Below are 24,321 nucleotides of genomic sequence, written 5' to 3' on the forward strand. Positions count from 1 at the left end.
TTGCAATGGTTTAAAATACATGACGATAACTAAAAATATGTGGTTACATTCTTCATGCGAAAAACAGAAGTTTATCAGGTTCGCCTCGATTCACAGGAAAAGAAGCAAGCCTTTGCTGTATTTAAACAGTTGGGGATCTCCCCTGCTCAGGCTGTTCGCCTTTTCTTCAAACAAGTGGTATTGACCAAGTCGATCCCTTTTACGATCGAAAACCAAAACATCAACATGGAACAGTTACTCAAACTGCGTAAATCCAAGGCCGTGGCTAATACTGAAAATCTATCAGCGACCGAGATTGAAGATGATCATGAAGATTTGTTTGAAGAATTGAATGCACTGCTCGGTGAAAGTGACAAAACTTAACAATGTTGCATTTACAAACAAGTTTTTATTTTTCAGCTGAATTTTTTTGGTTATTCTGACAGTCCGAATAAAATTATAAGTGTAAGGATGTGTAGGAATGATTGTTAAGCGAGCCACAAAAGAAGATCTACATCAACTTGCTGTCTTGTTTGACGAATATCGTCAGTTCTACGGAGCATCATCAAATATTGAACAATCTTATCAGTTTTTAAAGCACCGCTTTGACAATAAAGACAGTGTCATTTTCATTCATGTAAAAGATGACGTCTTTACGGGCTTTGTCTTGCTTTATCTCGCCTTTTCTTCTGTTGCTTGTGAAACCTATTACATCCTTGATGATGTCTATGTGACACCATCCTACCGTAAACAAGGCGCCGCCAAACAACTCATTGATACTGCAATTCTATTTGCGCGGCATGAAAATGCTCAACGCATCAGTCTAGAAACCCAGAAAAATAACTATCAATCCCATCGTCTTTATGAACAAATGGGATTTATTCAGGACAGTGAATTCAAGACCTATCACTGCTTCCTTAAGTAATTAATCTTCTCCCAAGATATTTTGGCTCAGCTGCTTTTGCTCATCGCTTAAATACATCCATTCACCTTGTAACAATTCAGGCAATTCGAGTGAGCCTATCTGGTGACGATGTAAAGCTTCAACTTTATTACCAACAGCGGCAAGCATTCTTTTGACTTGGTGGTAGACGCCTTGATGAATGGTCATCGCCAGTTGATGGGTTGAAAAAAGCTGCACATCTGTTGCCGCGTAAATACCTTTTTCATTCCGCAGCTCAACTCCCCGCTCTAGTCTCATTTGCTGTTCAGCTGTGACAGGATCAGCAGTGCTGACATGATAAACCTTAGGTACATGTTTACGTGGATGAGTCAATGCCTGTAAATATTGACCATCATCCGTCAGCAATAATAGCCCTGTAGTATCTTGATCCAAGCGTCCTACACATTGAATACCACGATGAATCAGAATCTCTGGCAATAAACTGAATACACTCTTATGATGTGTGGCTTGATGCGAACACTCATACCCTTGAGGTTTATTTAAGACAATATAAACGTGTTCGCGATATTGATATTCTTCACCAAAGACCTGAAAACAAAGTTGATCTGTCGCAATATTCTGCTTCGGATTATTACAAACCTGCTGATCGATCTGGACAGACCCATTTTTTATTAACTGCTGGCAATACTTACGTGAACCAAAGCCTTGTGATTGCAAAATTTTTTCCAGCAGCATATATGTACCCCAATTTAAACTGCAGCTATTGTACTCGATTCGCACGTGCACCGTTGTTTGTTGCGTATTCATTCTTTATTTTTATAATTTATTCACAATTTCTACACTTGTAATATAAGCCATACAAAAACCTCCTCAAACTCTCTCAATCCAGAGATTGCACTCCATATTTTCACTCAAATCTCTTGTTACATTTATCGCAAGCAAAAGAATACTGTCCAAAAGAATGGACAAGGAGTTTCACCATGAAATCAAATCTGTGGTTATGTAGCGTGGTTCTTGCAGCATCATCGATGATGACTGTGGCACATGCAGATAATACAGCTCGTGTAGCCGCAACTTCCGCTTTAGGCAGTGTAGTGGGTACCGCGTTAGGTAAACAACTAGGTGGTAATACAGGCGCCATGATTGGTTCTGCTTTGGGTGGTGCAGGTGGTGCAGCCGCATCCAGTAACCGACGTGACCGCACAGAAGCCGCGATTGGTGGCGGCTTAGGTGGTGTTGGGGGCTATACTGTTGGCCGTAATATGGGAGGCACAAATGGTGGTTATATTGGCGCCGCTTTAGGTGCTGCAGGTGGTTCAGCTTTAGGCCAAAAAGTTGGTCAGGATCGTGATGCTGACCGCCGTTATGATGACCGTCGCTATGATCGCCGTTATGAAAACCGCCGCCATTATGATGACCGCCGTTATTACAATTCCCGCTATGAGGATCGCCATGATAATGGTCGCCACCGTGGTTGGTATAAAGATCGCTAAATTAACAGAACAACAAGTTACCCTTTTAGCGCCTTCGGGCGCTTTTTTTATAGCAACAACACAATATATCGATCAAAAACGATATACAAAACTCAACTTATATCGTATTATTTCGATATATGGTTTTGAGAATCAATGATGAAATCACTACAAGATATAAAATTCTCTATACTTGAACTTGCACCAGTTCGGGATGACAAAAGTATCGAGTTTTCACTGCGACATGCACTAGAACTCGCACAACATGCTGAAAAATTAGGCTATGAGCGATTCTGGCTGGCTGAACATCATAATATGGATGGGATTGCCAGTTCTGCAACTGCTGTTTTATTGGGCTTTATTGCCGCAAATACGCAGCACATCCGTCTAGGTTCAGGCGGTATCATGCTTCCAAATCACGCTCCTCTGGTTGTAGCAGAGCAATTCGGAACCTTGGCAACACTTTATCCAAACCGTTTTGAACTCGGTTTAGGTCGTGCACCCGGAACAGATCAAATGACCATGCGTGCCCTGCGACGTGGCCATCAGGAAACTGAAGATCAATTTCCTCAGGATGTAGCGGAAATTTTGCAATACTTTAAAGCACCACAGGCCAACCAAAGAATTATTGCGACACCAGGTCAAAACACCCATGTCCCAGTTTGGCTACTCGGTTCAAGTTTATTTAGCGCACAACTGGCAGCTAGGCTCGGGCTGCCCTATTCTTTTGCCTCACACTTTGCCCCAAGAATGTTAGGCCAAGCAATCGAAATTTATCGTGATAATTTCCAGGCGTCTGAATATCTGGACAAACCTTATGTTTCCATGGGAGTGCCAACCGTAGTCGCGGCAACAGATGCGGAGGCTCAATATTTAGCGACCAGTTCTTATCAACGTATTTTAAATCTGATTCGTGGTCATAGTTTAAAGCTCAAACCACCGATTGACTCAACTCAAGGGCTTGCAACAAGTGCTGAGCAATTGGCTATTCAGAATTTTTATGCCATGGCACAAATTGGCTCTCAAGCTACAGTACAAGCGGGTTTAAATAAAATTGCAGCACAATATGATGTTGATGAGTTTATTTTTACCTGTGATATTTACGATACAGAAAAACGTTTAGAAAATTTTAGTCTCTTGATGGATCTTAAAGCTCACTAAGCACCTCACCTAAATACAAGGCTTAATATGATAAGCCTTGTTATTTAATTTTTATTATTGAAGTGATACCACTCATACGCCATGTTGAAGCATTGCTGTGGCTTGTTGTATATTCACCGCAGCACTAAATAAATACCCCTGCCCAATCGAGCATCCAGACGATTTGAGTAATTCAAGCTGTTTAATATTTTCAATACCTTCAGCAACAATATCCAAAGACAACTTCGGCCCTAAGGCAATAATGGCCTGAACGATTGCTAAAATTGCATCATCTTCGTTCATTTGACGAATAAAATCACAATCAATTTTCAGACAGTCCACTGGATAATCACGTAAGCGAGTTAAAGATGAGTGACCTGTACCAAAATCATCTAACGCAATTTTAACACCTTGCTGTTTTAATAAATTTAATGCCCGAATCACATAATCAGAACCACGGTCATCCAAGATATGTTCAGTAATTTCAATTTCTACCAGATGGTGCGGAATTTTATATAAATTCAAACGCTGCAATAAACGCTCAGCATAATTATCTTTCAAGAATTCGACTGGTGCTGCATTGATTGACACAGGAACAACATCTAATCCTTGTTCAATCCACATGGCAATGTCTTTAAACACTTTATTTTGAATTGCATCACTAATTTTCGTCGCTAATGAATAGTCTTGAAAAGCCTGTTCTATTTTATGAGGCGAATGAATACATTGATCCTCTGTTTGCCAACGCAGTAATGCTTCAAAACCCACAACTTTCGCATCTGATAACCGCACCTTAGGTTGGTAATAGGGAACCATTAGGCCATCACGGATAATATGTCGTGCCTCATTCAATTGAATGGCAATATTCTGTGCCGCGATCTGCATTTGCGGATTAAACATACGGAAACCACCACGACCGGCAGCTTTCAAATCATTTAAAGCTGTATCCGCACACTTCATTAAATTTGAAGAGTCTTTGGCATCACGCGGATAAATCGCACAACCGATACTCATGCTACCGTTAATTAAACTTCCCGCATAAGTAATGGGTGCATCTAGCTGTCGACTCACATCTATAGCCACTTTTTCAAGTTCTGCTTCGGTATCAATACCATTCACGACAATTGCGAACTCATCTCCGCCCAAACGGGCAACAAAGGTATTTTCTGGCAAAATATTTTCGATACGTTTAGATAGAATACGCAGTAAATGATCACCTGCTGAGTGCCCCAGCGTATCATTGATGTGCTTGAAGTAATCCAGATCCAGTAACATCAAGCCAACCAGTTTTTCATCTTTTTTATGTCGATGTAGGGCACGTTTCAACTGGCGTTTCAAAAAACGACGATTATAAAGCCCCGTTAATTCATCTAGTTCACTAGACAAGCGGAGCTGTATTTCCGTTTGCCTCTGTGTCGTTATATCCCGCGACAAACATAAGACCTGCTCAATCTGCCCCTGATCATTTAATATAGGTGTCAGCAAATTATCCCAATATTGCCGCTCTGTGCTCTCGCCACTCATTCCACGAAAGCGAGCCGTTTTTCCTTTGAGTGCTGTTTTCAAGGCATAAGTTGCTTTAGAACGCATTTCTAAAGGCAAAAGTTCAGCCCATTTCATGCCAAATCGATGATTATTTTCTTGGATATTAAGTGCGATACAGCCTGTTTTATTGACATGTAATAATGAGCCATCTGCTTCTAATAATTTGATACAGTCAATACTATTATCCAGCATACTGGTTTGCGCATTAATACACTTCACAAGATTTTGTTGATATTGTTTGGTTTCATGAATATCAACACTGTTAACAAACCAATAGCCTTGACCCTCAACTTCAGCGTTCAAAAACTTTGCAGACAATGAGAACCAGCGGTACGAACCTGATCGATGTTTCAGGCGGCATTCGAGTTGAAAAGGTAAGCGCGAACAAAAAGCATGCTCCCATTCATTACGGAGCAGTGAAATATCATCAGAATGAATTAAATCCACCCAATTTTCTGCAAAATGCGCTAGATTGTTAAAGCCGATATATTCTTGGCTGACACTATTAAAAAAATAGGCATCACCTTGCTCTGAAAGCAACCAGACCAGACTCGGAATACTGTTATAAATGTTTTGCTGAACTTCACTCATTTGGTGGTTGGAGTGAAAAGGGAACGCGAGATTCACAGACTTCTGTTCCAAACAGAACTCTTTCGATCAAGATATTCAGTCGCAATAAAAGCCATAGAGCACCAACAACAAGAAATAAAATGAGATATAAGTCACAATATTATAGCAGAAATGCAGTCAAATTATCACCTGCTATATGACTGGCCAACCATTTTTATTTATTGTTTAATATCAAAAATTTATTAGTAAATAGTATTTCCATACAAATTTTAAATCTGACTAAGATAGTTTTGAGGCAGTCTAACAGACATTTTTAGACTGCCTGATCCACTTAACCAATACGACGCTTTAAACCCGTCATTTGTAAAACACGTGTTGAAATTTCTTCAATCGACATTTCAGTTACATTTAAATATTTAATTCCCTCAGAGATGTAAATCCCCTCAATGGCGCGCAACTCCATTTGGCATTGGCTAAAGCTAGCATAACGACTATTCGCCTTACGCTCATTACGAATTGCCACCAAACGTTCGGCATCAATCATTAAACCAAAAAGTTTATTTTTATGTTCGCGTAGTACTTTAGGCAAGCGGTTATCATCCAAGTCTTCCTCGGTCAAAGGATAGTTCGCAACACGCACACCAAATTGCAGTGACAAATAAATCGAAGTTGGTGTCTTCCCCGAACGAGACACGCCAATTAAAATGATATCGGCTTTATCATAATGGCGCGTTCTTGCTCCATCATCATTATCCAGTGCGAAATGAACGGCATCGATACGTGCTTTATAATATTCTGAATCAGTTACTGCGTGGGTTTGTCCAACTAGAGTTGTTGGCGGGATCCCGATTTCCTGTTCTAGTTTACTAATTAATCCTTCAAATACATCAAGATTTACAGCCTTGGCCGTGTTAATAATTTCACGGACATGCGGATCAACCAACGTATCAAAAACCAGTGGTAAAGAGCCATCTCGAGATTGACAAGCATTGATCTCCACCACCACATTCATTGCGGCTTCTTCTGTGGTGATATAAGGCATAATATGAATGTCAAAATCAACATTCGGAAATTGCGCAAGTAGTGAATGTCCAAGGGTTTCTGCGGTAATTGCGGTACCATCTGAAATAAAAAAAACGCTCCGTTTAATTTCTTTACTTACGGGCATCAAAATTCTCCTTAAACATTTGTCTTAGTGCTCTATAATCTTTATAGTAAACTCATCTAACATGACTGTCGCTTAGTAAAATACTAAATCTAAGCACTTTTGTATAATTTCATACCAATGATGGTCATTCATACTGCAAAAAAAGTGGAGTAAATACTTTGGAAGCGCGCGTAATCGGTCTGGAAAAATTAGGAAAACACGATGTCGAACTCGTAGGTGGGAAAAACTCATCTCTGGGTGAAATGATCAGTCATTTATCCAATGCTGGTGTATCGGTACCGGGTGGCTTTGCAACAACTGCTGCTGCCTATCGTGAGTTCTTAGATCAAAGCGGCTTAAACGCTCGTATTCAAGCTGAACTTTCTCAGCTTAATGTTGATGATGTAATTACACTTGCTGAAACCGGTGCAAAAATCCGTCAATGGATTGTTGATACTCCGCTCACTGCAACTTTAGAACAAGAAATTCGTGATGCATTTGCAGCACTTTCAAACGGTAACCCAGACATTGCCGTTGCAGTTCGTTCTTCTGCGACTGCTGAAGATTTACCCGATGCGTCTTTCGCAGGTCAGCAAGAAACTTTCCTCAACATTCGTGGGATCGATAATATTCTGATCGCGATTAAAGAGGTTTTTGCTTCTCTTTATAATGACCGCGCCATTGCTTACCGTGTACACCAAGGCTTTGAACATAGTGTTGTCGCTCTTTCTGCTGGCGTACAACGTATGGTTCGCTCAGAAACTGGCGCTGCGGGTGTTATGTTCACGCTAGATACAGAATCAGGTTTCCGTGATGTGGTATTTATCACCGCATCTTACGGTCTAGGTGAAATGGTGGTGCAAGGTGCAGTTAACCCTGACGAATTCTATTTATCTAAACCGCTCTTAAATGCAGGTAAACACTCTGTTTTACGTCGTAACCTCGGTTCTAAACACCAAAAAATGATTTATGGTGAAGAAGGTGCGGCAGGTAAATCTGTGGTTGTGGTTGATGTTGAAAAGCAAGAACGTCAACAATTTGCACTCAATGATCATGAATTACATGAATTGGCTAAACAAGCCTTGATCATTGAGCAACATTATGGCTCGCCAATGGACATTGAATGGGCAAAAGATGGCGATGATGGTCAAATCTATATCGTTCAAGCACGTCCTGAAACTGTAAAAAGCCGTCAAAATGTCGGCACAATGGAACGCTACCTGTTAAAACAACGCGGCACCGTGATTTGTGAAGGTCGTTCAATTGGCCAACGTATTGGTTCTGGTAAAGTTCGCGTTGTGACTTCAATTAAAGAAATGGATAAGGTTCAAGACGGTGATGTACTTGTCTCTGACATGACTGACCCAGACTGGGAACCCGTCATGAAACGTGCTGCTGCGATTGTCACTAACCGTGGTGGTCGTACGTGTCACGCTGCCATTATTGCACGTGAATTAGGTGTTCCAGCAATCGTAGGTTGTGGTAATGCCACCGAAGTCCTTTCAGACGGTCAAGAAGTGACTGTTTCTTGTGCTGAGGGTGATACAGGTTTCATCTATGAAGGTGCATTAGATTTCGAAGTTCAACGTAACTCGATTCACTCAATGCCATCACTACCATTCAAGATTATGATGAACGTCGGTAACCCTGACCGCGCATTTGACTTTGCTCAAATTCCAAATGAAGGGATTGGTCTAGCACGTCTTGAGTTCATCATTAACCGTATGATCGGCGTACATCCAAAAGCATTATTGAATATTGAAAGCTTGCCACGTGAAACACGTGCTGCTGTTATGGCACGTACAGCGGGTTACTCTTCACCAGTTGAATTCTATGTTGAAAAGTTGGTTGAAGGTATCTCTACACTTGCAGCTGCATTTGCAGACAAGCCGGTGATTGTACGTATGTCGGACTTCAAATCGAATGAATATGCGAATTTGATCGGTGGTAAGTTATACGAACCTGAAGAAGAAAACCCAATGTTGGGCTTCCGCGGAGCAAGTCGTTATGTTTCTGACAACTTCCGTGATTGTTTTGAGCTTGAATGCCGTGCCTTGAAAAAAGCACGTGATGAAATGGGCTTAACTAACATTCAAATCATGATCCCATTTGTTCGTACTGTTTCTGAAGCAAAACGTGTGATTGAGTTGCTTGCTCTAAATGGTTTAAAACGTGGTGAAAATGGTCTTAAAGTCATTATGATGTGTGAACTTCCAACCAATGCATTATTGGCTGAGCAATTTCTTGAACATTTCGATGGCTTCTCTATCGGCTCAAATGACTTAACACAATTAACACTAGGTCTAGACCGCGACTCTGGTATCGTGTCTCACTTATTCGATGAGCGTGATCCAGCAGTTAAAGCGCTGCTTTCTATGGCCATTCATGCTTGCCGTAAAGCAGGCAAATATGTCGGTATTTGTGGTCAAGGTCCTTCGGATCACCCTGACCTTGCTAAATGGCTTATGGAACAAGGGATTGAATCTGTGTCACTTAACCCTGACTCAGTACTTGATACATGGTTCTTCCTTGCTGAAGAACAAATCAAGCAAGCCTAGTCTTTTTTAGAAAAAGACCCTCCTTTGCAGGGTCTTTTTTCATCTTTCGTAATTGAGATTTTTAAATTATGCAAATTTACTTGGCTCGTAACAATCAACAAGCAGGACCTTATAGTTTAGAACAAGTGAACCAGATGCTTGCTAGTCAACAAGTTTTATTGACCGATTTAGCTTGGCATGAAGGCATGGCCGAATGGAAAACACTTGGCGAACTAACACAAGGCAAACTTGTCTACGAACCTGTAGGTTACTCTCCTTTTAGTGCTCAAGTTAAAACTGAAACGAATGAACCAACTTACAAAATCAAAGTCGAACAGAAAGCACCTGAACTAGCCCCTTTTCACTCTCGTGCATTGGCAAAGGTTTTTGATTTAATCTTATGGCTACCAATGGCCTCAATTCCATCTTTCTTTTTTAATGAAAGCCAATATCAAGAATTATTCGAGATTCAAAAACAGATGCAAGCAACCCAAATTGCATCGGATAAAGCAGTAGAATTACAGCACCAACTGATGCAGTTAATTCCAAGTGAAGCATGGATAATGATCTTTACTTACCTGATTATTATGCTCATGATCCAAGCATTTTTCATTGCAAAATCAGGCCAGAGCCTAGGTAAAAAAATCGCCAAGATTAAAATTGTAGATGTAGAAACCGCTGCGCCAGTCAGCACAATTCGGGCCTTCTGGGTAAGAAGTGTGCTCTTCATTATTCTTAACCTTCTTCTAATCCCAATCATTACCGTGATTGATTATGCTTTATTCGCATTTACTAAAAATCGTCAAACTTTGCACGATAAATTGGCAAAAACCAAGGTAATTAAGCAGTAATCACAAATCAATAAACAAAAGAGGATTTATTCCTCTTTTTTTATATATTAAATTGATATCTATAGAAAAAAAATGTACCGAAACAACAATCCCTACAAGATAAATCGGGTTTTAAAACAAGCAGTTCAGACCACTTTATCAGTAGCTTAGTTTTTCAATATGAGGCATAATGCCCAACAACGTAGCGGTGTCGCGTGATTGCTAAGCATTTTTTATACAATTCTTATCAATCACGCGACACTTTAATCGCTATCCCATAATTTAATTAGGGAATGGGACTCTTCACCGAGGTTGTAAAATGAGACAAACGATTTTAGCTGTATTGTCTTTATCAACGATGGCTGCACTCTTAACTGGGTGCGGTGGTGATATGGTACTTCTAAACAATAAAGGTCCAGTTGGTCAAGGTCAAAGTAACTTGATGATGACTGCGATCTATCTAATGCTATTGGTGGTCATTCCATCAATCGTCATGGCATTATGGTTTGGTTGGAAATATCGCGCGTCGAATAAAGATGCAGACTATAAACCTACTTGGGCACACTCTACGGCAATTGAAATTGTTGTATGGGGCGTACCTGTCATTATTATTGGTATTTTAGCTTGGTTAACTTGGTGGGGTTCCCACAAGTACGACCCTTACCGTCCGTTAGAATCAGATAAAGCACCATTGACTATTCAAGCTGTCGCTGAACAGTTCAAATGGATTTTTATCTATCCTGAGCAAAACATTGCAACGGTAAACGAAGTACGCTTCCCAGAACAAACACCAGTAAGCTTTAAAATCACTTCTAACTTTACGATGAACTCGTTCTTCATCCCACAGTTAGGCGGTCAGATTTACGCAATGGCTGGTATGCAAACTCACCTTCATCTATTAGCCGATGAGCCAGGAGTTTTCCGTGGTTTCTCAGCAAACTATTCAGGTTACGGTTTCTCACAAATGCGCTTTAAAGCACATAGCGTGACTGAGCCAGAATTTGCACAATGGGTAGAAGCAGTTAAAGCTGGTAATGGTACAAGTATCAACCCTGAAGCAATTCAAAAAGGCACACTTGACCAAGCTGAGTTAGCAACGCTTAAAGATGGCGATCGTTCTAAGCATCAGATCGAACATTTAGTGAATCGTGCTAAAGCTGCTGGTGATCAAGAAGCACTTGCTAAAGCTGAAGCGATGAAACCGTTCCCGACTAAGCCACACCCAGTGACTTATTACTCATCAGTTGAGCCAAAATTGTTTGAAACAATCATCAACCATTATATGAGTAACTATCACGGTGCTGACCATTCTGCTGGACATAATGCAACAGCAGAAACTCATGCTGCAGCAGAACACGCTGCTCAAGGGGAATAAGACATGGATATGATTTTTGGTAAATTGGGGTGGGATTCTATCCCGACTGAACCCCTTGTACTTGTCACCATGGTCTTTATGGCACTTGGTGCAATTGCTGTTTTGGGCGGTATCACCTATTTCAAGAAATGGGGATATTTGTGGAATGAGTGGTTTATCACTGTAGACCATAAAAAGATTGGTATCATGTATATCATCGTATCTGTGGTCATGCTTCTGCGTGGTTTCGCCGATGCGATCATGATGCGTCTACAACTTTTCCTCGCGAAAGGCGGCGGCGAAGGTTACTTACATCCTGACCACTACGACCAGATCTTCACCGCGCACGGTGTAATCATGATCTTCTTCGTGGCCATGGGTCTCGTTGTAGGTATGATGAACATCTCTGTACCTTTACAGATTGGTGCTCGTGACGTTGCTTTCCCATTATTAAACTCTTTAAGCTTCTGGTTATTCGCAGGCGCTGCTGGTTTGATGATGCTTTCACTTGTATTGGGTGAATTTGCTGCGACTGGTTGGATGGCTTACCCTCCTCTATCTGGCATTCAATATTCTCCTGGTGTAGGTGTTGACTACTATATCTGGGCACTTCAGGTTTCTGGTCTAGGTACGCTTTTATCTGGTGTTAACTTCTTTGTTACCATCATCAAGATGCGTGCGCCTGGCATGAAATTGATGGACATGCCTATTTTCACGTGGACTTCACTGTGTACGGCTGTATTAATCATTGCATCATTCCCTGTATTAACAGGTACGCTTGCAATGCTTACACTTGACCGTTACTTCGGTTTCCATTTCTTCACCAATGAGCTTGGCGGTAGCCCAATGCTTTACGTGAACTTGATCTGGACATGGGGTCACCCTGAAGTATATATCTTGGTATTGCCAGCATTTGGTCTATACTCAGAAATCGTTGCAACCTTCTCTCGTAAAGCGTTGTTCGGTTATAAATCTATGGTGTATGCAACGATTGCGATTACTGTTCTTGCGTTCGTTGTATGGCTTCACCACTTCTTCACCATGGGTGCTGGTGCGAACGTTAATGCGTTCTTCGGTATCATGACCATGGTTATTGCGATTCCAACAGGTGTGAAAATCTTCTCTTGGTTATTCACAATGTATAAAGGTCGCATCACCTTTACTACTCCTATGTTATGGACGCTTGGCTTCCTGGTAACATTTGGTATTGGTGGTTTAACTGGCGTACTTATGGCTGTTCCACCTGCGGACTTCCTTGTACACAACTCATTGTTCTTGATCGCTCACTTCCATAACGTAATTATCGGTGGTGTGGTGTTTGGTATGTTTGCCGGCATCATCTTCTACTGGCCAAAAATGTTTGGTTGGAAGCTCAATGAAGCATGGGGTAAAGTTGCATTCTGGTTCTGGTTCTTCGGTTTTTACTTTGCATTCATGCCACTTTATATCCTTGGTTTCATGGGTATGACACGTCGTTTGAATACATATGACAACCCAGAATGGGATCCGTACTTGGCAATTGCATTGTTTGGTGCTGTTCTTGTTGCGATTGGTATTGCCTGCTTCTTGATGCAAATCATCGTTGGTTTCTTACAACGTAAGGACAACATGGACCATACTGGCGATCCGTGGGATAGCCGTACCCTTGAATGGGCAACGTCATCTCCTGCCCCATTCTATAACTTTGCACATGTACCGGAAGCTAGCGGTGTTGATCGTTTCTGGACTGACAAAGAAAATGGTGTAGCATACGCACGTAACACTAAATATGAAGACATCCACATGCCGACTGATCGTGCTGCTGGTTTTGTCATTGCAATGTTCATTACATTACTTGGCTTTGCACTTATCTGGCATATTTGGTGGCTTGTTGTTGTTTCATTCGTTTCAGCTGTTGTTAGCTTGATCGTGAGTTCATTCACCAAGAATGTTGACTACTACGTTCCTGCTGCTGAAGTTGAGCGTATTGAAAACGAACGCTATGCTTTACTTGAAAAACACTTGAAGAAGGACTAAGGAAATGGCTGAAGTACTTCATCACGACAACCACGGCCACGATGGTCATCATGAACATGATGATACGGACTTAACGGTCTTTGGTTTCTGGACATACTTGATGAGTGACTTGATTCTTTTCGGATCACTCTTCATTGCGTTCGCTGTATTAAGCAGTCATATCCCGCCAGGAACCCCAAGTGCATATGACCTGTTCCATGATTCATTAGGCTTCGTCTTAACTGAAACATTTGCCTTATTGATCTCATCGGTAACATTTGGTTTTGCTGTACTTGCATCTTATAAAAAGAATGTAAATCAAGTCATCACTTGGTTATTCATTACATTCCTTTTCGGTGCATCGTTCATTGGTATGGAAATCTATGAGTTCCGTCACCTTGTACATGAAGGTCATGGCCCTACTCACAGTGCATTCTTATCATCGTTCTTTACTTTGGTTGGTACACACGGTATCCACGTAACTTCTGGTTTAGTGTGGATGTTGGTATTGATGTATCAAATCAAAAAGAATGGTTTGACCTTACCGAATACACGTCGTCTTGCTTGCTTAAGCTTGTTCTGGCACTTCCTTGACATCGTTTGGATCTGTGTATTCAGCGTCGTTTACTTACTGGGAGTTCTCTAATGAGTAGTCATGACCATAATGCTGCAGGTGCGTCACACGGTAACTTTAAACAATACACTGTTGGATTTATCCTTTCTGTTATCCTCACCATCATCCCCTTCGGGATGGTGATGTCGGGTGGTTTCAGCCGTGGCGTTTTAGTTACAGTAATTGCAATTACTGCTGTTGCTCAGGTACTTGTACAACTTGTGTACTTCTTACACATGAATACATCATCTGAACAACGTTGGAACCTTATTGCATTTATCTACACAATTTTATGTATTGCCGTACTCTTGGTCGGCTCTGTGTGGATTATGAATTACCTACACTACAACATGATGATCTAAACTGATTGTCATGTGGAAAAAGTACTTATTCCTGACTAAACCAGGAATTCTCTTCGGTAATTTTATTACCACCTTGGGCGGCTTCTTCTTAGCCGCCCAAGGCTCTATAGACTGCCTCTTATTATTACTGACCCTACTCGGAACAACTTTTGTGGTTGCCTCAGGTTGTGTGGTCAATAATGTAATTGATCAAGACATCGATCAAAAAATGCAACGCACCATGAACCGTGCCCTTGTGCAAAAAACGATTTCTCCGACTGTTGCCATGTCTTATGCATGGGTTTTAGGCGTAATTGGTTTTAGCATTCTTTGGTTCTATGTGAATGGCTATGCTTTTTTATTTGCTGTCATTGGTTTTGTCGTCTATGTCGGTTTTTATAGTTTGTGGAGCAAACGCACCACCATCCATCAGACCGTCATTGGTAGTATTTCTGGAGCGAGTCCTCCTGTTATTGGTTATACGGCTGTAAGTCATCAGTTCGATGTTGCGGCACTCCTGATCTTTGTTGCATATGCTTTATGGCAAATGCCACATTCCTGGGCCATTGCAATTTATCGTTTTGATGATTACAAAAATGCAGGAATTCCAATTTTACCTGTAGCGCGCTCTATTTTGAGAACGAAAATCGAATCCGTGATTTATGTGATTTTATTTAGCGTTGCAATGAATGCACTGTATGTTTATGGATATACCAACATCATTTTCCTGGTCATCTGTAATGCACTATGTATTTATTGGCTCTATATCGGTATTTTAGGATTCAAAGCTAAAGATGATCAGCTTTGGGCAAAACGCTTTTTCCTTTTCTCAGTAATTCTCGTTACTGTTATCAGTCTAAGCTTTAGTTTTACCTTTAAAAGCCCTGCACCATTCCTCCCTCTTTTTTAAAAAGATAGAGAATGCTCTATCTTTTTATTCTCCCTCGCTGTAATCATTTCGTGCAATAAAAACATTCGCTTCTTTATTGCCTAAATGAAATCTCTCCCCCCTTCCTCGTGATTTTTATTTTCTCACATTAAAATCGGTGGTTACTCACCACAAGATCATTTTGTTTTCAATCCGATCCAACCTACCTCGCTTTTTTCACGGCTATACCCAAAAACTAAAAATCGAGACCACGCCAGATTTGCTTTATCGCGCTGATTTGCATATAATCGCCGCTTCGCAATTTGCGACATAACTTTTAAGTTATGACTCCTTGCTTCTGATTTTTATAATCAGGGGCTGCTTAAACCGTAAGGAGCTGACAATGCGTCACTACGAAATCGTACTATTGGTACATCCAGACCAAAGCGATCAAGTTGTAGGTATGGTTGAACGCTATATCTCTCAGATCAAAGAAGCTGAAGGTCAAATTCACCGTTTAGAAGATTGGGGCCGCCGCCAATTGGCTTACCCGATTAACAAAATTCACAAAGCACACTACATTCTTATGAATGTTGAATGTGGTCAAACGACTCTTGATGAATTAGAAGAATTGTTCCGTTATAACGATGCAATCATTCGTAACATCATCATCCGTCGTGAACACGCAATTACTGAAGAATCTTTACTTGCTAAGAGTGCTGAAGAAAAACGTGCGCGTAAAGCTCAACGTGAAGAAGCACAACAAGCAGTTCAAGAAGCTGAATAAGGAGAACATCAATGGCACGTTTTTACCGTCGTCGCAAGTTCTGCCGCTTTACAGCTGAGAATGTTGCGTACATCGACTACAAAGATATCGACACTTTAAAACAGTACATCACTGAAAACGGCAAGATTGTTCCTAGCCGTATTACAGGTACTAAAGCTCGTTATCAACGTCAATTAGCGTTAGCTATTAAACAAGCTCGCTATTTGTCTTTGATTCCGTACACTGACAACCATAAGTAAGTGAGGTGAGCTGTGGACGTTATCTTATTACAACGCATTAAGAACCTTGGTAAATTAGGCGACAAAGTATCAGTTAAAGCTGGTTACGGTCGTAACTTCTTGATCCCTCAAGGTAAAGCTGTAGCTGCAACTGAAGCAAACACTGCTGCTTTTGAAGCTCGTCGTGCTGAACTTGAGAAGCAAGAAGCTGAAGTATTAGCTGCTGCGAATGCACGTGCTGAACAATTGAACGAAGTTAACATCGTAATCACTGCGAAAGCTGGTGACGAAGGTAAACTATTCGGTTCTATCGGTACTCGTGACATCGCTGATGCTTTAACGAATGCTGGTCTTGTTGTTGACCGTGCAGAAGTTCGTTTACCAAACGGTGCGCTTCGTCACACTGGTGAATTCAACATCGCAATCCAATTGCATCATGATGTTGTTGCTGAAGTTCTCGTTACTATCGTATCTGAGTAATTTCTGCAAAGAAAAAGAGCATGTTTTACATGCTCTTTTTTTATGTCTAATTAAATACAGAAAATCTAACTCTAAATTAAATTTATATAATTATTTTTCTCTAATAGGGCCCTATATGCAAAAGAAAAATCGTATCATTGCTTTAATACTCGCCATGTTTTTAGGTTTCTTCGGAATAGATCGTTTCTATCTCGGCAAGAAAACCAGTGGTATTCTAAAATTGATCACCTTTGGCGGCTTAGGTTTCTGGTGGTTTATCGATGCTACCCTACTCTTGCTTGATGCTTTCCTCTATTCTTTAGGCAAAGACACGGGCTTTGTTAAAGATGCACAAAAAAATAATCTTCGCTATGGTCTTTCAGCATACCGTTTTAAAAACGGACGCTTTGAACAAGACTGGTTTGTAAAACCTTAATTCAAGACCATCCTCAAAATCACAAGCGTCGATGCAATCACATATATGACTATCTATTGTGCTATTGCATCGCTTACACAATTTTCCCTGAATTAAATTGTCCCGATAGCTTCCATTTGGATTAAGATAGTCAGTCGTTAGGGTTTCATCTTTTTATTAGGTCTTGTTATGTCACAGGCGAATGCCAATTTTTCCAAAAATGCTCCAAACACAGAGAGTAAAGTGAATGACTCTGGTCAACTAAAAGAATTCCGCACCCCACCGCATAATCTTGCCATTGAGCAAGCTGTTTTAGCTGCTTTGATGACAGTTGCCGAATCATTCGAACAAGTCAGTGACTTACTCAAAGAAAATGATTTTTATGCCACACGTCACAAATATATCTATCGTGCCATTGAGAAACTAGCACAAGAGAACTCGCCTTATGATGCAGTTTTAGTGAATGACTGGTTACTCAAACAGAATTTGCTCGATGCTATTGGCGGTGAGGAATACCTGATGCAATTGATGGCAGACTCTCCTTCAAGCTTCTACAATCTTGAAATTTATGCAAATAAAATCAAAGAGTTCTCAACGCTGCGTAACATGATCAAGATCAGCAGTGATATTTTACAAAATGCCTATGACACTAAAGGTCGTCCAGTCAGCGAAATTCTTGATTTAGCAGAAACCAGTATTTTCTCTTTGGCGGAACAGCACAACAACAATAAAAAAGATTCTGGACCAAAATCCATCAGCTCTGTGACTGCTGATGTGATTACCAAATTAGATGAACTATCTAAACTCGATGGTAACATTACCGGTTTAACCACTGGGTTCCTAGAGCTGGACAATAAAACTTCAGGCATGCAACCCGGCGACTTAATTATTGTCGCGGCACGTCCATCGATGGGTAAAACCACATTCGCCATGAACCTTGTCGAAAGTGTACTGCAATATAACCGCCTACCTGCATTAGTATTCTCCATGGAGATGCCAGCAGACTCGATTGCGATGCGTTTGATTTCTGCCATGGGTAAAGTCCATCAAGGACATTTACGTTCAGGTAATCTGGATGCCGATGAATGGACCAAAGTCACCGGAACCATTCTTCAGCTACAAGAAATGCATCTTTACATCGATGACTCATCTGCCCTCCCACCTACCGAACTTCGTGCGCGTGCACGTCGTGTGGCTAAAATGCATGATGGTAAAATCGGCTGTATCATGGTCGACTATTTACAGCTGATGAAAGTTCCTGGTATGGGTGATAACCGTGTGGGTGAGATCTCGGAAATTTCGCGAAGCTTAAAAGCGCTTGCCAAAGAAATGCAATGTCCTGTGATTGCACTTTCTCAGTTAAACCGTAGTTTGGAGAACCGACCAAACAAACGTCCTGTCATGTCAGACCTACGTGAATCGGGTGCGATCGAGCAGGATGCCGACTTAATCATGTTTATTTACCGTGATGAAGTCTATAACAAAGAGTCGAAGGAAGCAGGCACAGCTGAAATCATTATCGGCAAACAGCGTAACGGCCCTATTGGTAGCGTTCGTCTGGCCTTCGAAGGCCAATATACCCGTTTTAGTAACCTCTCGCCTGAGTTCTATGCTCAGTATGAAGATGACGAATAATATCTAAACGATTCCTGCTTTATATATGTTTCAAGTCGACCCAAAGGAGAACTCAGGGTGCGCCAAGCTACAGTTTATATTGACAGTAACGCACTGCAATATAATTTAAACCGTGTTAAACAACTTGCTCCACATTCAAAAATTGTCAGTATGGTCAAAGCCAATGCCTACGGACATGGAGTTAAAAACTGTTTAGCCGCCCTTGAGGGCACGGACGCTTTTGGTGTCGCCTGCTTAGAAGAAGCCTTGGAAATCAGGCAACTGGGATATACTCAACCCATTACCCTGATTGAGGGTGTATTCTCTGAAGATGAAATGGCACAAGTCATTGAACAGAAACTCGAATGTATCGTTCATCACACTCAACAAGTTGAATGGTTGATTCAACATAAAACGGCTTACAATGCATTAGGCCTAAAAGTTTGGGTCAAGCTAAACAGCGGAATGAACCGTTTAGGTTTTAAAGTAGATGAAATTATTAAAGTCATTCATCGCTTAAAAACTGAAGGTTTTACTTGTGTACTGGCCATGCATTTTGCCAATGCCGATGTAGAGCATCCTTTAAACGAGCAACAGAAACAACAGTTCTTACAGGTAAAGCAGGCCTGCGAACCCATCTTGGTATCTTGTTGTAATTCAGCTGCAATTTATAAATATCCCGAACTACATTTTGATTTTGTACGCCCGGGTATTATGCTTTACGGCGCGTCTCCCTTTGCCGATAAAAATGTGCATGAGCTTGATCTAAAGCCCGTCATGACCTTTAGTGCCGAAATCATTGCACTGAATCAGATTCAACAAGGGGAATTTGTCGGTTATGGTTCGACCTATTCAGCCACATGCCCAACAAAAATTGCGATTGTTTCAATTGGCTATGGGGATGGCTATCCACGGACTTATATCAAACAAAACTTTGTTGCGATCAATCAACAACTTGTCCCTGTTGTTGGCCGTGTCAGTATGGACATGATCGCCATTGATATCAGCAATGTGGATGCCGAAATTGGCACAAAAGTTGAACTCTGGGGGCAATCTCGCTTGGTTGATGAGGTTGCAGCAGCGAATGGAACTTTAGGCTACGAGCTGCTTTGCCGCCTAACTGCCCGCCCTATACGGCAACTAGATCACTAAATACCACTTGATCATTTTCTGTGTTTTATCTCTAATATGGTTTTAACCATTCCAGAATCGAATGCTCAAACTGGTTTACGATAATCCGCTCTATAAAATGCCGATTCAGCAATTCGTGCTATTTCTAATACGAATTTCAATCGGCATTTTTTTCTTTAGCACGGGATTCAATAAGCTTTTCGTAGAGAAAAACCGATTGATTATGCTGGAAACCATCACCGGAGCTGGCATTCCTTTTCCAGAAATCATGAGTAGCTTTGTTTCTGCCACAGAAATGCTTGCAGGTTTATTGTTGATTATCGGTTTATTGACTCAAATCAGCAGCATTTTACTGTTTGTGATCTGCATGACCGCTTTATACACCGTTGGCATACATACCATTCCTAATGGCTTAGATGCTATGAGCTGGCTGAGTTGGTTCTTCTATGTGCACGACCTGTTGTATATGTTTGTTCTTGCCATACTGATCACAACTCGGCCCACCATCCTGTCACTGGATCGTCTTCTAAGCAAGAACATTTCAAGGGTTTAAATAACTCCCTCTCAAACAAACATCGTTATCAGTCTGAGAGCGAGTCATGATTTACAAACCATAATCGGCAGTTGGCTTGGGCAGCTCTTGCAAACCACGGCGTAAAGTCTCTGACCATTGTTTACTGATCTGCGTAAAGTATGGGTCATCTTCCCCTATGCGCTTACCCTCTGGAATTTTAAAACTGTCTTTATGGTAAACCAAAGCATCTAGGGGTAAACCAACCGATACATTGGAACGTAATGTCGAATCAAAAGAAATCAATGAACAACGTAACGCATCATCCAGCGGCATATCATAGTACAAGGCACGATCCAGAATAGGCTTACCATATTTACTTTCACCAATTTGAAAATAAGGTGTATCCGTGGTTGCACAAATAAAATTCCCTTGTGGATAGACATTATATAGCTGCATCTCTTCGCCTTTAATCTGCCCCCCTACCAAAATACTGCATGAGTAATTCATTTGCTCCTGAGTATCAGTGGTAATATCCTCTAGCACCTTACGTAAGGTTTTACCAACTAGCTCAGTCACCTCAAACATGGTATTGGCACTATATAAGTTTGGTTCTTGATGCAAGGCCAAAGCATTTTGCAAATGTCCAATCACAGCCTGAGTCGTTGCCAGATTGCCCGATGTTTGTAGCGCAATAAAACGCTCACCTTCTACCCCAAAAGTATGCAACTTACGAAATACAGAAATATGATCGACCCCGGCATTGGTTCGAGTATCGCTAATCAATACCAAACCTTGCTCTAATCTTAATGCACAACAATAGGTCATCTTTCTCTCTTTATACTTAACATGCCAAAACTTGTACCACAGACATCATACTTTCCACCCCACCTTGCTCGCGAATACCTCGCACTGGTGCTACATCTAAATAGTCGCGCCCGACCGCAACATAAATATGATTTTGGGGTGTAAATATCTGGTTACTGATATCAAAACAATACCATTCATTCTCCACAAAAACCTCAGCCCATGCATGACTGGCAAGGTGCGGTTGGTTTTCATCATAGATATAACCCGATATATAACGTGCTGGCAACTGTAAAGCACGACACATGGCAATGAAGATATGCGTATGATCCTGACACACTCCCTGCCCTGCATAAAAAGCATCAATCGCCGAGGTGGTTACCGAAGTCGTTTCTGGTTGATATGGGACTTGCTGCAAAATCTTTTCTGCTAACACAATCAAATGCTGGCGATCTTTTAGCTTAACAAACGAATGAGCAAAGTCCGACATGGTCAAATCACAACATGTCATCATTGTACGCTGTAGAAATAGCATCGGCGATACATTCGTTTCTGCATGACCCAACTCAGTTGGGTGTAGATCAACTACCCCCTGTGCCATGATGGTTAAATAACGATAATCATGGCGCTGCGTTGCCGTAATCCACAAATTATTAAATGCATCGCGCTGACAGGAATATTGCCCAGGCACGCTGATCTGCCAGTTTTCAATATGCTGATGCCGTGAACTCTGCGGCATCATTTTAATCGACTGGACACTATTCCTCGCAACCTCCGTATAACGATAATGTGTCTGATGATTGACCATAAGTTTCATGAGGATGCCTCAAATTGATTTTCCAACTTATAAGTAAATGCATAAAACTGATTCAAATAAGGCTGATCTTTCAATATCTCCCAACTTGGTTGTAAATCCTGCCATCCCAACTGAAATAACTGCTCTATTTCAGGATCAATAGCTTCAAATACTTCAGGCACATTGTATTGAAATCTGAAATGTATATCTATTTGCTCAATACTTTGCCCAATATGAAAGAATAAAAAGATTTCTTCTTGCTCCCTGCTTAGAATATCACAGCAGCTTTGCACGACACTTTGAATCGCCAAGCCATCCGCTACTGTATTTTTAAGCAGATAATTCAACTCAGCATAGGCCTGAGCAGATAACAACCCCCTCAATTCTTGAATATTGTCACGCGCAATCTCAAGTTGGCTTAATAAAGAGTAGGGTTGCTGCCGATCCAACATAAAATAATTCAAGCTCTCGGCATCAGCAATATGCAAACAAAGTGCCTGTGCAAAATCTGTAGCCTGAAGATTATCAACAAAAGGCAATTGCCCAGCCACATGACCGATACGAAACAAATAACGTCCTAACCAATAAATATGTTGAGCACTTGAACTCAGTAAAAGCATACATCTCCTCCTGTATATTTGTTATAACGCCACAACACTGTCTTATTTCATCATTCAGACGATGGCATATCATTTAGGAACGTAAGGTTTCAACCACCCATGTATCTTTAATGCCTCCCCCCTGTGAGGAGTTAACAACAAGTGAACCTGCCTGCATAGCGACCCTTGTTAATCCACCAGGTACAATTTCGGTTCGATAAGGTGAACTTAAAACAAATGGACGCAAATCAATATGCCGCTCTGCAACCCCTTCAGTAGTTAGCGTTGGCGCAACAGAAAGTGCCAAAGTCGGTTGTGCTATATATAAATGTGGCGTCTCGATGAGTTTTTGTCTAAATCCGTCAATTTGCTCTTGATCTGCTTGAGGGCCAATCAACATGCCATAGCCACCCGAACCTTGCGCCTCTTTAATCACCAATTTTTCGATATTGGCCAATACATAATCCAGCTGGTCAGCATCTCGACATTGATAGGTGGGTACATTATTTAAAATCGATGTTTCACCTAAGTAAAATTGAATCATTTGATCAACATAAGGATAGATCGATTTATCATCTGCCACCCCAGTTCCCGGCGCATTAGCAATCACTACATTATGTTGTAGGTATGCAGACATCAAACCTGCAACCCCCAAACTGCTATCAGGTCTAAAACTCAGTGGATCAAGAAAATCATCATCAACACGGCGATAAATCACATCGACTTGCTGACGGCCACGGATGGTTTTGACAAAAACTTTCTCATCCTCGACGAACAGATCTCGACTGGTCACCAATGGCACATCCATTTCACGGGCTAAAAATGAATGCTCGTAATAGGCACTGTTAAAACGACCTGGGGTGAGCACGACAATCATAGGCTGATCAACATAAGCATTTTCTTCCAGAACCGCTTTTAACAAACTTGGATATTGCTCAATGCCCTGCAAATTATTGCTGCTACATAGATCTGGCATCAATTTCTGGCTGATTTTTCGGCTTTCCAGCATATAAGACACTCCTGAGGGCGTCCGTAAATTATCCTCCAAGACAAAGAAATCACCCTGACCATCGCGAATAATGTCAATACCACTGATTTGTGAATAGATCTTTCCTTTAAGCTGGTGTTTTAACATATGCGGTTGAAAAGCTTCATGGGCAATGACTTGCTGTGCAGGAATCAATCCTTCTTTTAGAATATGCTGGCCATGATAAATATCATCTAAAAACAAGTTCAGCGCTTTCACTCGTTGCTCACAACCTGCGGCAATCTGTTCCCATTGCTTCTTTTCAATCACACGAGGAATCAGATCATATGGAATGGTTCGTTCTGCACCTGCTTGATCACCGTAAACATTAAAAGTGATTCCTTGGTAGAGAAAATGCTGCTTTGCCTGTGCCTCTAACGTTTTTAAGTCTTCAAGACTACGAATACTCAACCACTGTTCAATTTTTTTCGATGCTTCACCGTTAAAGCTTTTGTCATCCAACATTTCATTAAAAAATTGTGATTTGAGCTGTTCAAATAAATTACTGGTCACATTGAATTTTGGAATAAATGTAGACCTGTCAACGGCGACCGCTGCATTCTGTTCTGGTGCATAATAATCTGTGCTGACATGTAGGTTGTGTTCTTGTTCTGACATAAAAAACCTCGTCTCATCATTTATCTATATTTAGTAAAAGCAAT

General features: G+C 41.1%; 25 protein-coding genes. 18 read left to right on the forward strand and 7 right to left on the reverse strand.

Going from position 1 to position 24,321, the window contains the following annotated elements:
• Positions 1–54: 54 nt before the first annotated feature.
• Positions 55–363, forward strand: coding sequence for a type II toxin-antitoxin system RelB/DinJ family antitoxin (locus tag Aba26S_RS04940; protein WP_043970416.1), 309 nt, complete (start codon positions 55–57; stop codon positions 361–363).
• A 97-nt stretch (positions 364–460) separates the two neighbouring features.
• Positions 461–904: a GNAT family N-acetyltransferase gene (locus tag Aba26S_RS04945; protein ID WP_005242317.1), complete on the forward strand. Its 444-nt coding sequence runs from the start codon at positions 461–463 to the stop codon at positions 902–904.
• On the opposite strand, the gene Aba26S_RS04950 is transcribed toward Aba26S_RS04945, so the two are convergent.
• Positions 905–1,618 carry a pseudouridine synthase gene (locus tag Aba26S_RS04950; RefSeq protein ID WP_043970418.1) on the reverse strand — a complete coding sequence of 238 codons (714 nt, stop codon included), beginning with the start codon at positions 1,616–1,618 and terminating at the stop codon, positions 905–907. It abuts the gene before it with no gap.
• A gap of 245 nt (positions 1,619–1,863) precedes the next feature.
• On the opposite strand from Aba26S_RS04950, the gene Aba26S_RS04955 reads away from it, so the two are divergent.
• Both Aba26S_RS04955 and Aba26S_RS04960 read left to right on the forward strand, forming a co-directional pair.
• Complete coding sequence (locus Aba26S_RS04955; RefSeq protein ID WP_043970420.1) at positions 1,864–2,376, forward strand: hypothetical protein; 513 nt, start codon at positions 1,864–1,866, stop codon at positions 2,374–2,376.
• A 138-nt stretch (positions 2,377–2,514) separates the two neighbouring features.
• Positions 2,515–3,516 carry an LLM class flavin-dependent oxidoreductase gene (locus Aba26S_RS04960; protein ID WP_171248921.1) on the forward strand — a complete coding sequence of 334 codons (1,002 nt, stop codon included), beginning with the start codon at positions 2,515–2,517 and terminating at the stop codon, positions 3,514–3,516.
• Between the two features lie 72 nt (positions 3,517–3,588).
• Here Aba26S_RS04960 and Aba26S_RS04965 read toward each other — a convergent pair whose 3' ends face one another.
• Positions 3,589–5,667 (reverse strand): GGDEF domain-containing phosphodiesterase, encoded by a 2,079-nt coding sequence (locus Aba26S_RS04965; protein WP_043970550.1) that lies wholly within the window; start codon positions 5,665–5,667, stop codon positions 3,589–3,591.
• Positions 5,668–5,941: 274 nt separating this feature from the next.
• On the reverse strand, positions 5,942–6,778 hold the full coding sequence (locus Aba26S_RS04970) for a pyruvate, water dikinase regulatory protein (RefSeq protein ID WP_005242327.1): 837 nt from the start codon (positions 6,776–6,778) through the stop codon (positions 5,942–5,944).
• A gap of 158 nt (positions 6,779–6,936) precedes the next feature.
• On the opposite strand from Aba26S_RS04970, the gene ppsA reads away from it, so the two are divergent.
• From ppsA to Aba26S_RS05040, 14 genes are all read left to right on the forward strand, one after another.
• Complete coding sequence (ppsA, locus tag Aba26S_RS04975) at positions 6,937–9,315, forward strand: phosphoenolpyruvate synthase (protein ID WP_043970423.1); 2,379 nt, start codon at positions 6,937–6,939, stop codon at positions 9,313–9,315.
• A 68-nt stretch (positions 9,316–9,383) separates the two neighbouring features.
• A complete protein-coding gene (locus tag Aba26S_RS04980; RefSeq protein ID WP_043970426.1) occupies positions 9,384–10,145 on the forward strand; it encodes an RDD family protein in 762 nt (253 codons plus the stop codon).
• A 298-nt stretch (positions 10,146–10,443) separates the two neighbouring features.
• Positions 10,444–11,499: a ubiquinol oxidase subunit II gene (gene cyoA / locus Aba26S_RS04985; protein ID WP_005242332.1), complete on the forward strand. Its 1,056-nt coding sequence runs from the start codon at positions 10,444–10,446 to the stop codon at positions 11,497–11,499.
• A gap of 3 nt (positions 11,500–11,502) precedes the next feature.
• Positions 11,503–13,494, forward strand: a complete 1,992-nt coding sequence (gene cyoB / locus Aba26S_RS04990) for a cytochrome o ubiquinol oxidase subunit I (RefSeq protein WP_043970428.1) — start codon at positions 11,503–11,505, stop codon at positions 13,492–13,494.
• 4 nt (positions 13,495–13,498) lie between these two features.
• On the forward strand, positions 13,499–14,119 hold the full coding sequence (cyoC, locus tag Aba26S_RS04995) for a cytochrome o ubiquinol oxidase subunit III (RefSeq protein ID WP_005242334.1): 621 nt from the start codon (positions 13,499–13,501) through the stop codon (positions 14,117–14,119).
• Positions 14,119–14,448 (forward strand): cytochrome o ubiquinol oxidase subunit IV, encoded by a 330-nt coding sequence (locus tag Aba26S_RS05000; RefSeq protein ID WP_005242336.1) that lies wholly within the window; start codon positions 14,119–14,121, stop codon positions 14,446–14,448. Before cyoC ends, Aba26S_RS05000 begins: the two co-directional genes overlap by 1 nt.
• A gap of 10 nt (positions 14,449–14,458) precedes the next feature.
• A complete protein-coding gene (gene cyoE / locus Aba26S_RS05005) occupies positions 14,459–15,337 on the forward strand; it encodes a heme o synthase (protein WP_005242339.1) in 879 nt (292 codons plus the stop codon).
• Positions 15,338–15,698: 361 nt separating this feature from the next.
• On the forward strand, positions 15,699–16,082 hold the full coding sequence (gene rpsF / locus Aba26S_RS05010; RefSeq protein ID WP_004638540.1) for a 30S ribosomal protein S6: 384 nt from the start codon (positions 15,699–15,701) through the stop codon (positions 16,080–16,082).
• A gap of 11 nt (positions 16,083–16,093) precedes the next feature.
• The gene (gene rpsR, locus Aba26S_RS05015) at positions 16,094–16,321 is read left to right on the forward strand and encodes a 30S ribosomal protein S18 (protein ID WP_000090661.1); all 228 of its coding nucleotides are present in this window, start codon (positions 16,094–16,096) and stop codon (positions 16,319–16,321) included.
• Between the two features lie 12 nt (positions 16,322–16,333).
• Positions 16,334–16,780, forward strand: coding sequence for a 50S ribosomal protein L9 (gene rplI, locus Aba26S_RS05020; protein WP_004654410.1), 447 nt, complete (start codon positions 16,334–16,336; stop codon positions 16,778–16,780).
• Between the two features lie 115 nt (positions 16,781–16,895).
• Positions 16,896–17,195: a TM2 domain-containing protein gene (locus Aba26S_RS05025; RefSeq protein ID WP_005242342.1), complete on the forward strand. Its 300-nt coding sequence runs from the start codon at positions 16,896–16,898 to the stop codon at positions 17,193–17,195.
• Positions 17,196–17,363: 168 nt separating this feature from the next.
• A complete protein-coding gene (dnaB, locus tag Aba26S_RS05030) occupies positions 17,364–18,809 on the forward strand; it encodes a replicative DNA helicase (protein WP_005242346.1) in 1,446 nt (481 codons plus the stop codon).
• Between the two features lie 57 nt (positions 18,810–18,866).
• Positions 18,867–19,940: an alanine racemase gene (gene alr / locus Aba26S_RS05035; protein WP_043970432.1), complete on the forward strand. Its 1,074-nt coding sequence runs from the start codon at positions 18,867–18,869 to the stop codon at positions 19,938–19,940.
• 61 nt (positions 19,941–20,001) lie between these two features.
• On the forward strand, positions 20,002–20,472 hold the full coding sequence (locus Aba26S_RS05040) for a DoxX family protein (RefSeq protein ID WP_043970434.1): 471 nt from the start codon (positions 20,002–20,004) through the stop codon (positions 20,470–20,472).
• A 51-nt stretch (positions 20,473–20,523) separates the two neighbouring features.
• Here Aba26S_RS05040 and Aba26S_RS05045 read toward each other — a convergent pair whose 3' ends face one another.
• The 4 genes from Aba26S_RS05045 to Aba26S_RS05060 all read right to left on the reverse strand — a co-directional run bounded on the left by Aba26S_RS05045 (position 20,524) and on the right by Aba26S_RS05060 (position 24,277).
• Positions 20,524–21,258 (reverse strand): proteasome-type protease, encoded by a 735-nt coding sequence (locus Aba26S_RS05045; protein ID WP_005242361.1) that lies wholly within the window; start codon positions 21,256–21,258, stop codon positions 20,524–20,526.
• Between the two features lie 16 nt (positions 21,259–21,274).
• Complete coding sequence (locus tag Aba26S_RS05050) at positions 21,275–22,054, reverse strand: transglutaminase family protein (protein WP_005242364.1); 780 nt, start codon at positions 22,052–22,054, stop codon at positions 21,275–21,277.
• Positions 22,051–22,653, reverse strand: coding sequence for an alpha-E domain-containing protein (locus tag Aba26S_RS05055; protein ID WP_043970436.1), 603 nt, complete (start codon positions 22,651–22,653; stop codon positions 22,051–22,053). The genes Aba26S_RS05050 and Aba26S_RS05055 overlap by 4 nt, the downstream gene beginning before the upstream one ends.
• A gap of 73 nt (positions 22,654–22,726) precedes the next feature.
• Positions 22,727–24,277, reverse strand: a complete 1,551-nt coding sequence (locus Aba26S_RS05060) for a circularly permuted type 2 ATP-grasp protein (RefSeq protein ID WP_043970439.1) — start codon at positions 24,275–24,277, stop codon at positions 22,727–22,729.
• Positions 24,278–24,321: the final 44 nt, after the last annotated feature.

The sequence above is a fragment of the Acinetobacter sp. NBRC 110496 genome (genome assembly GCF_000876115.1).
Taxonomy (GTDB): domain Bacteria; phylum Pseudomonadota; class Gammaproteobacteria; order Pseudomonadales; family Moraxellaceae; genus Acinetobacter.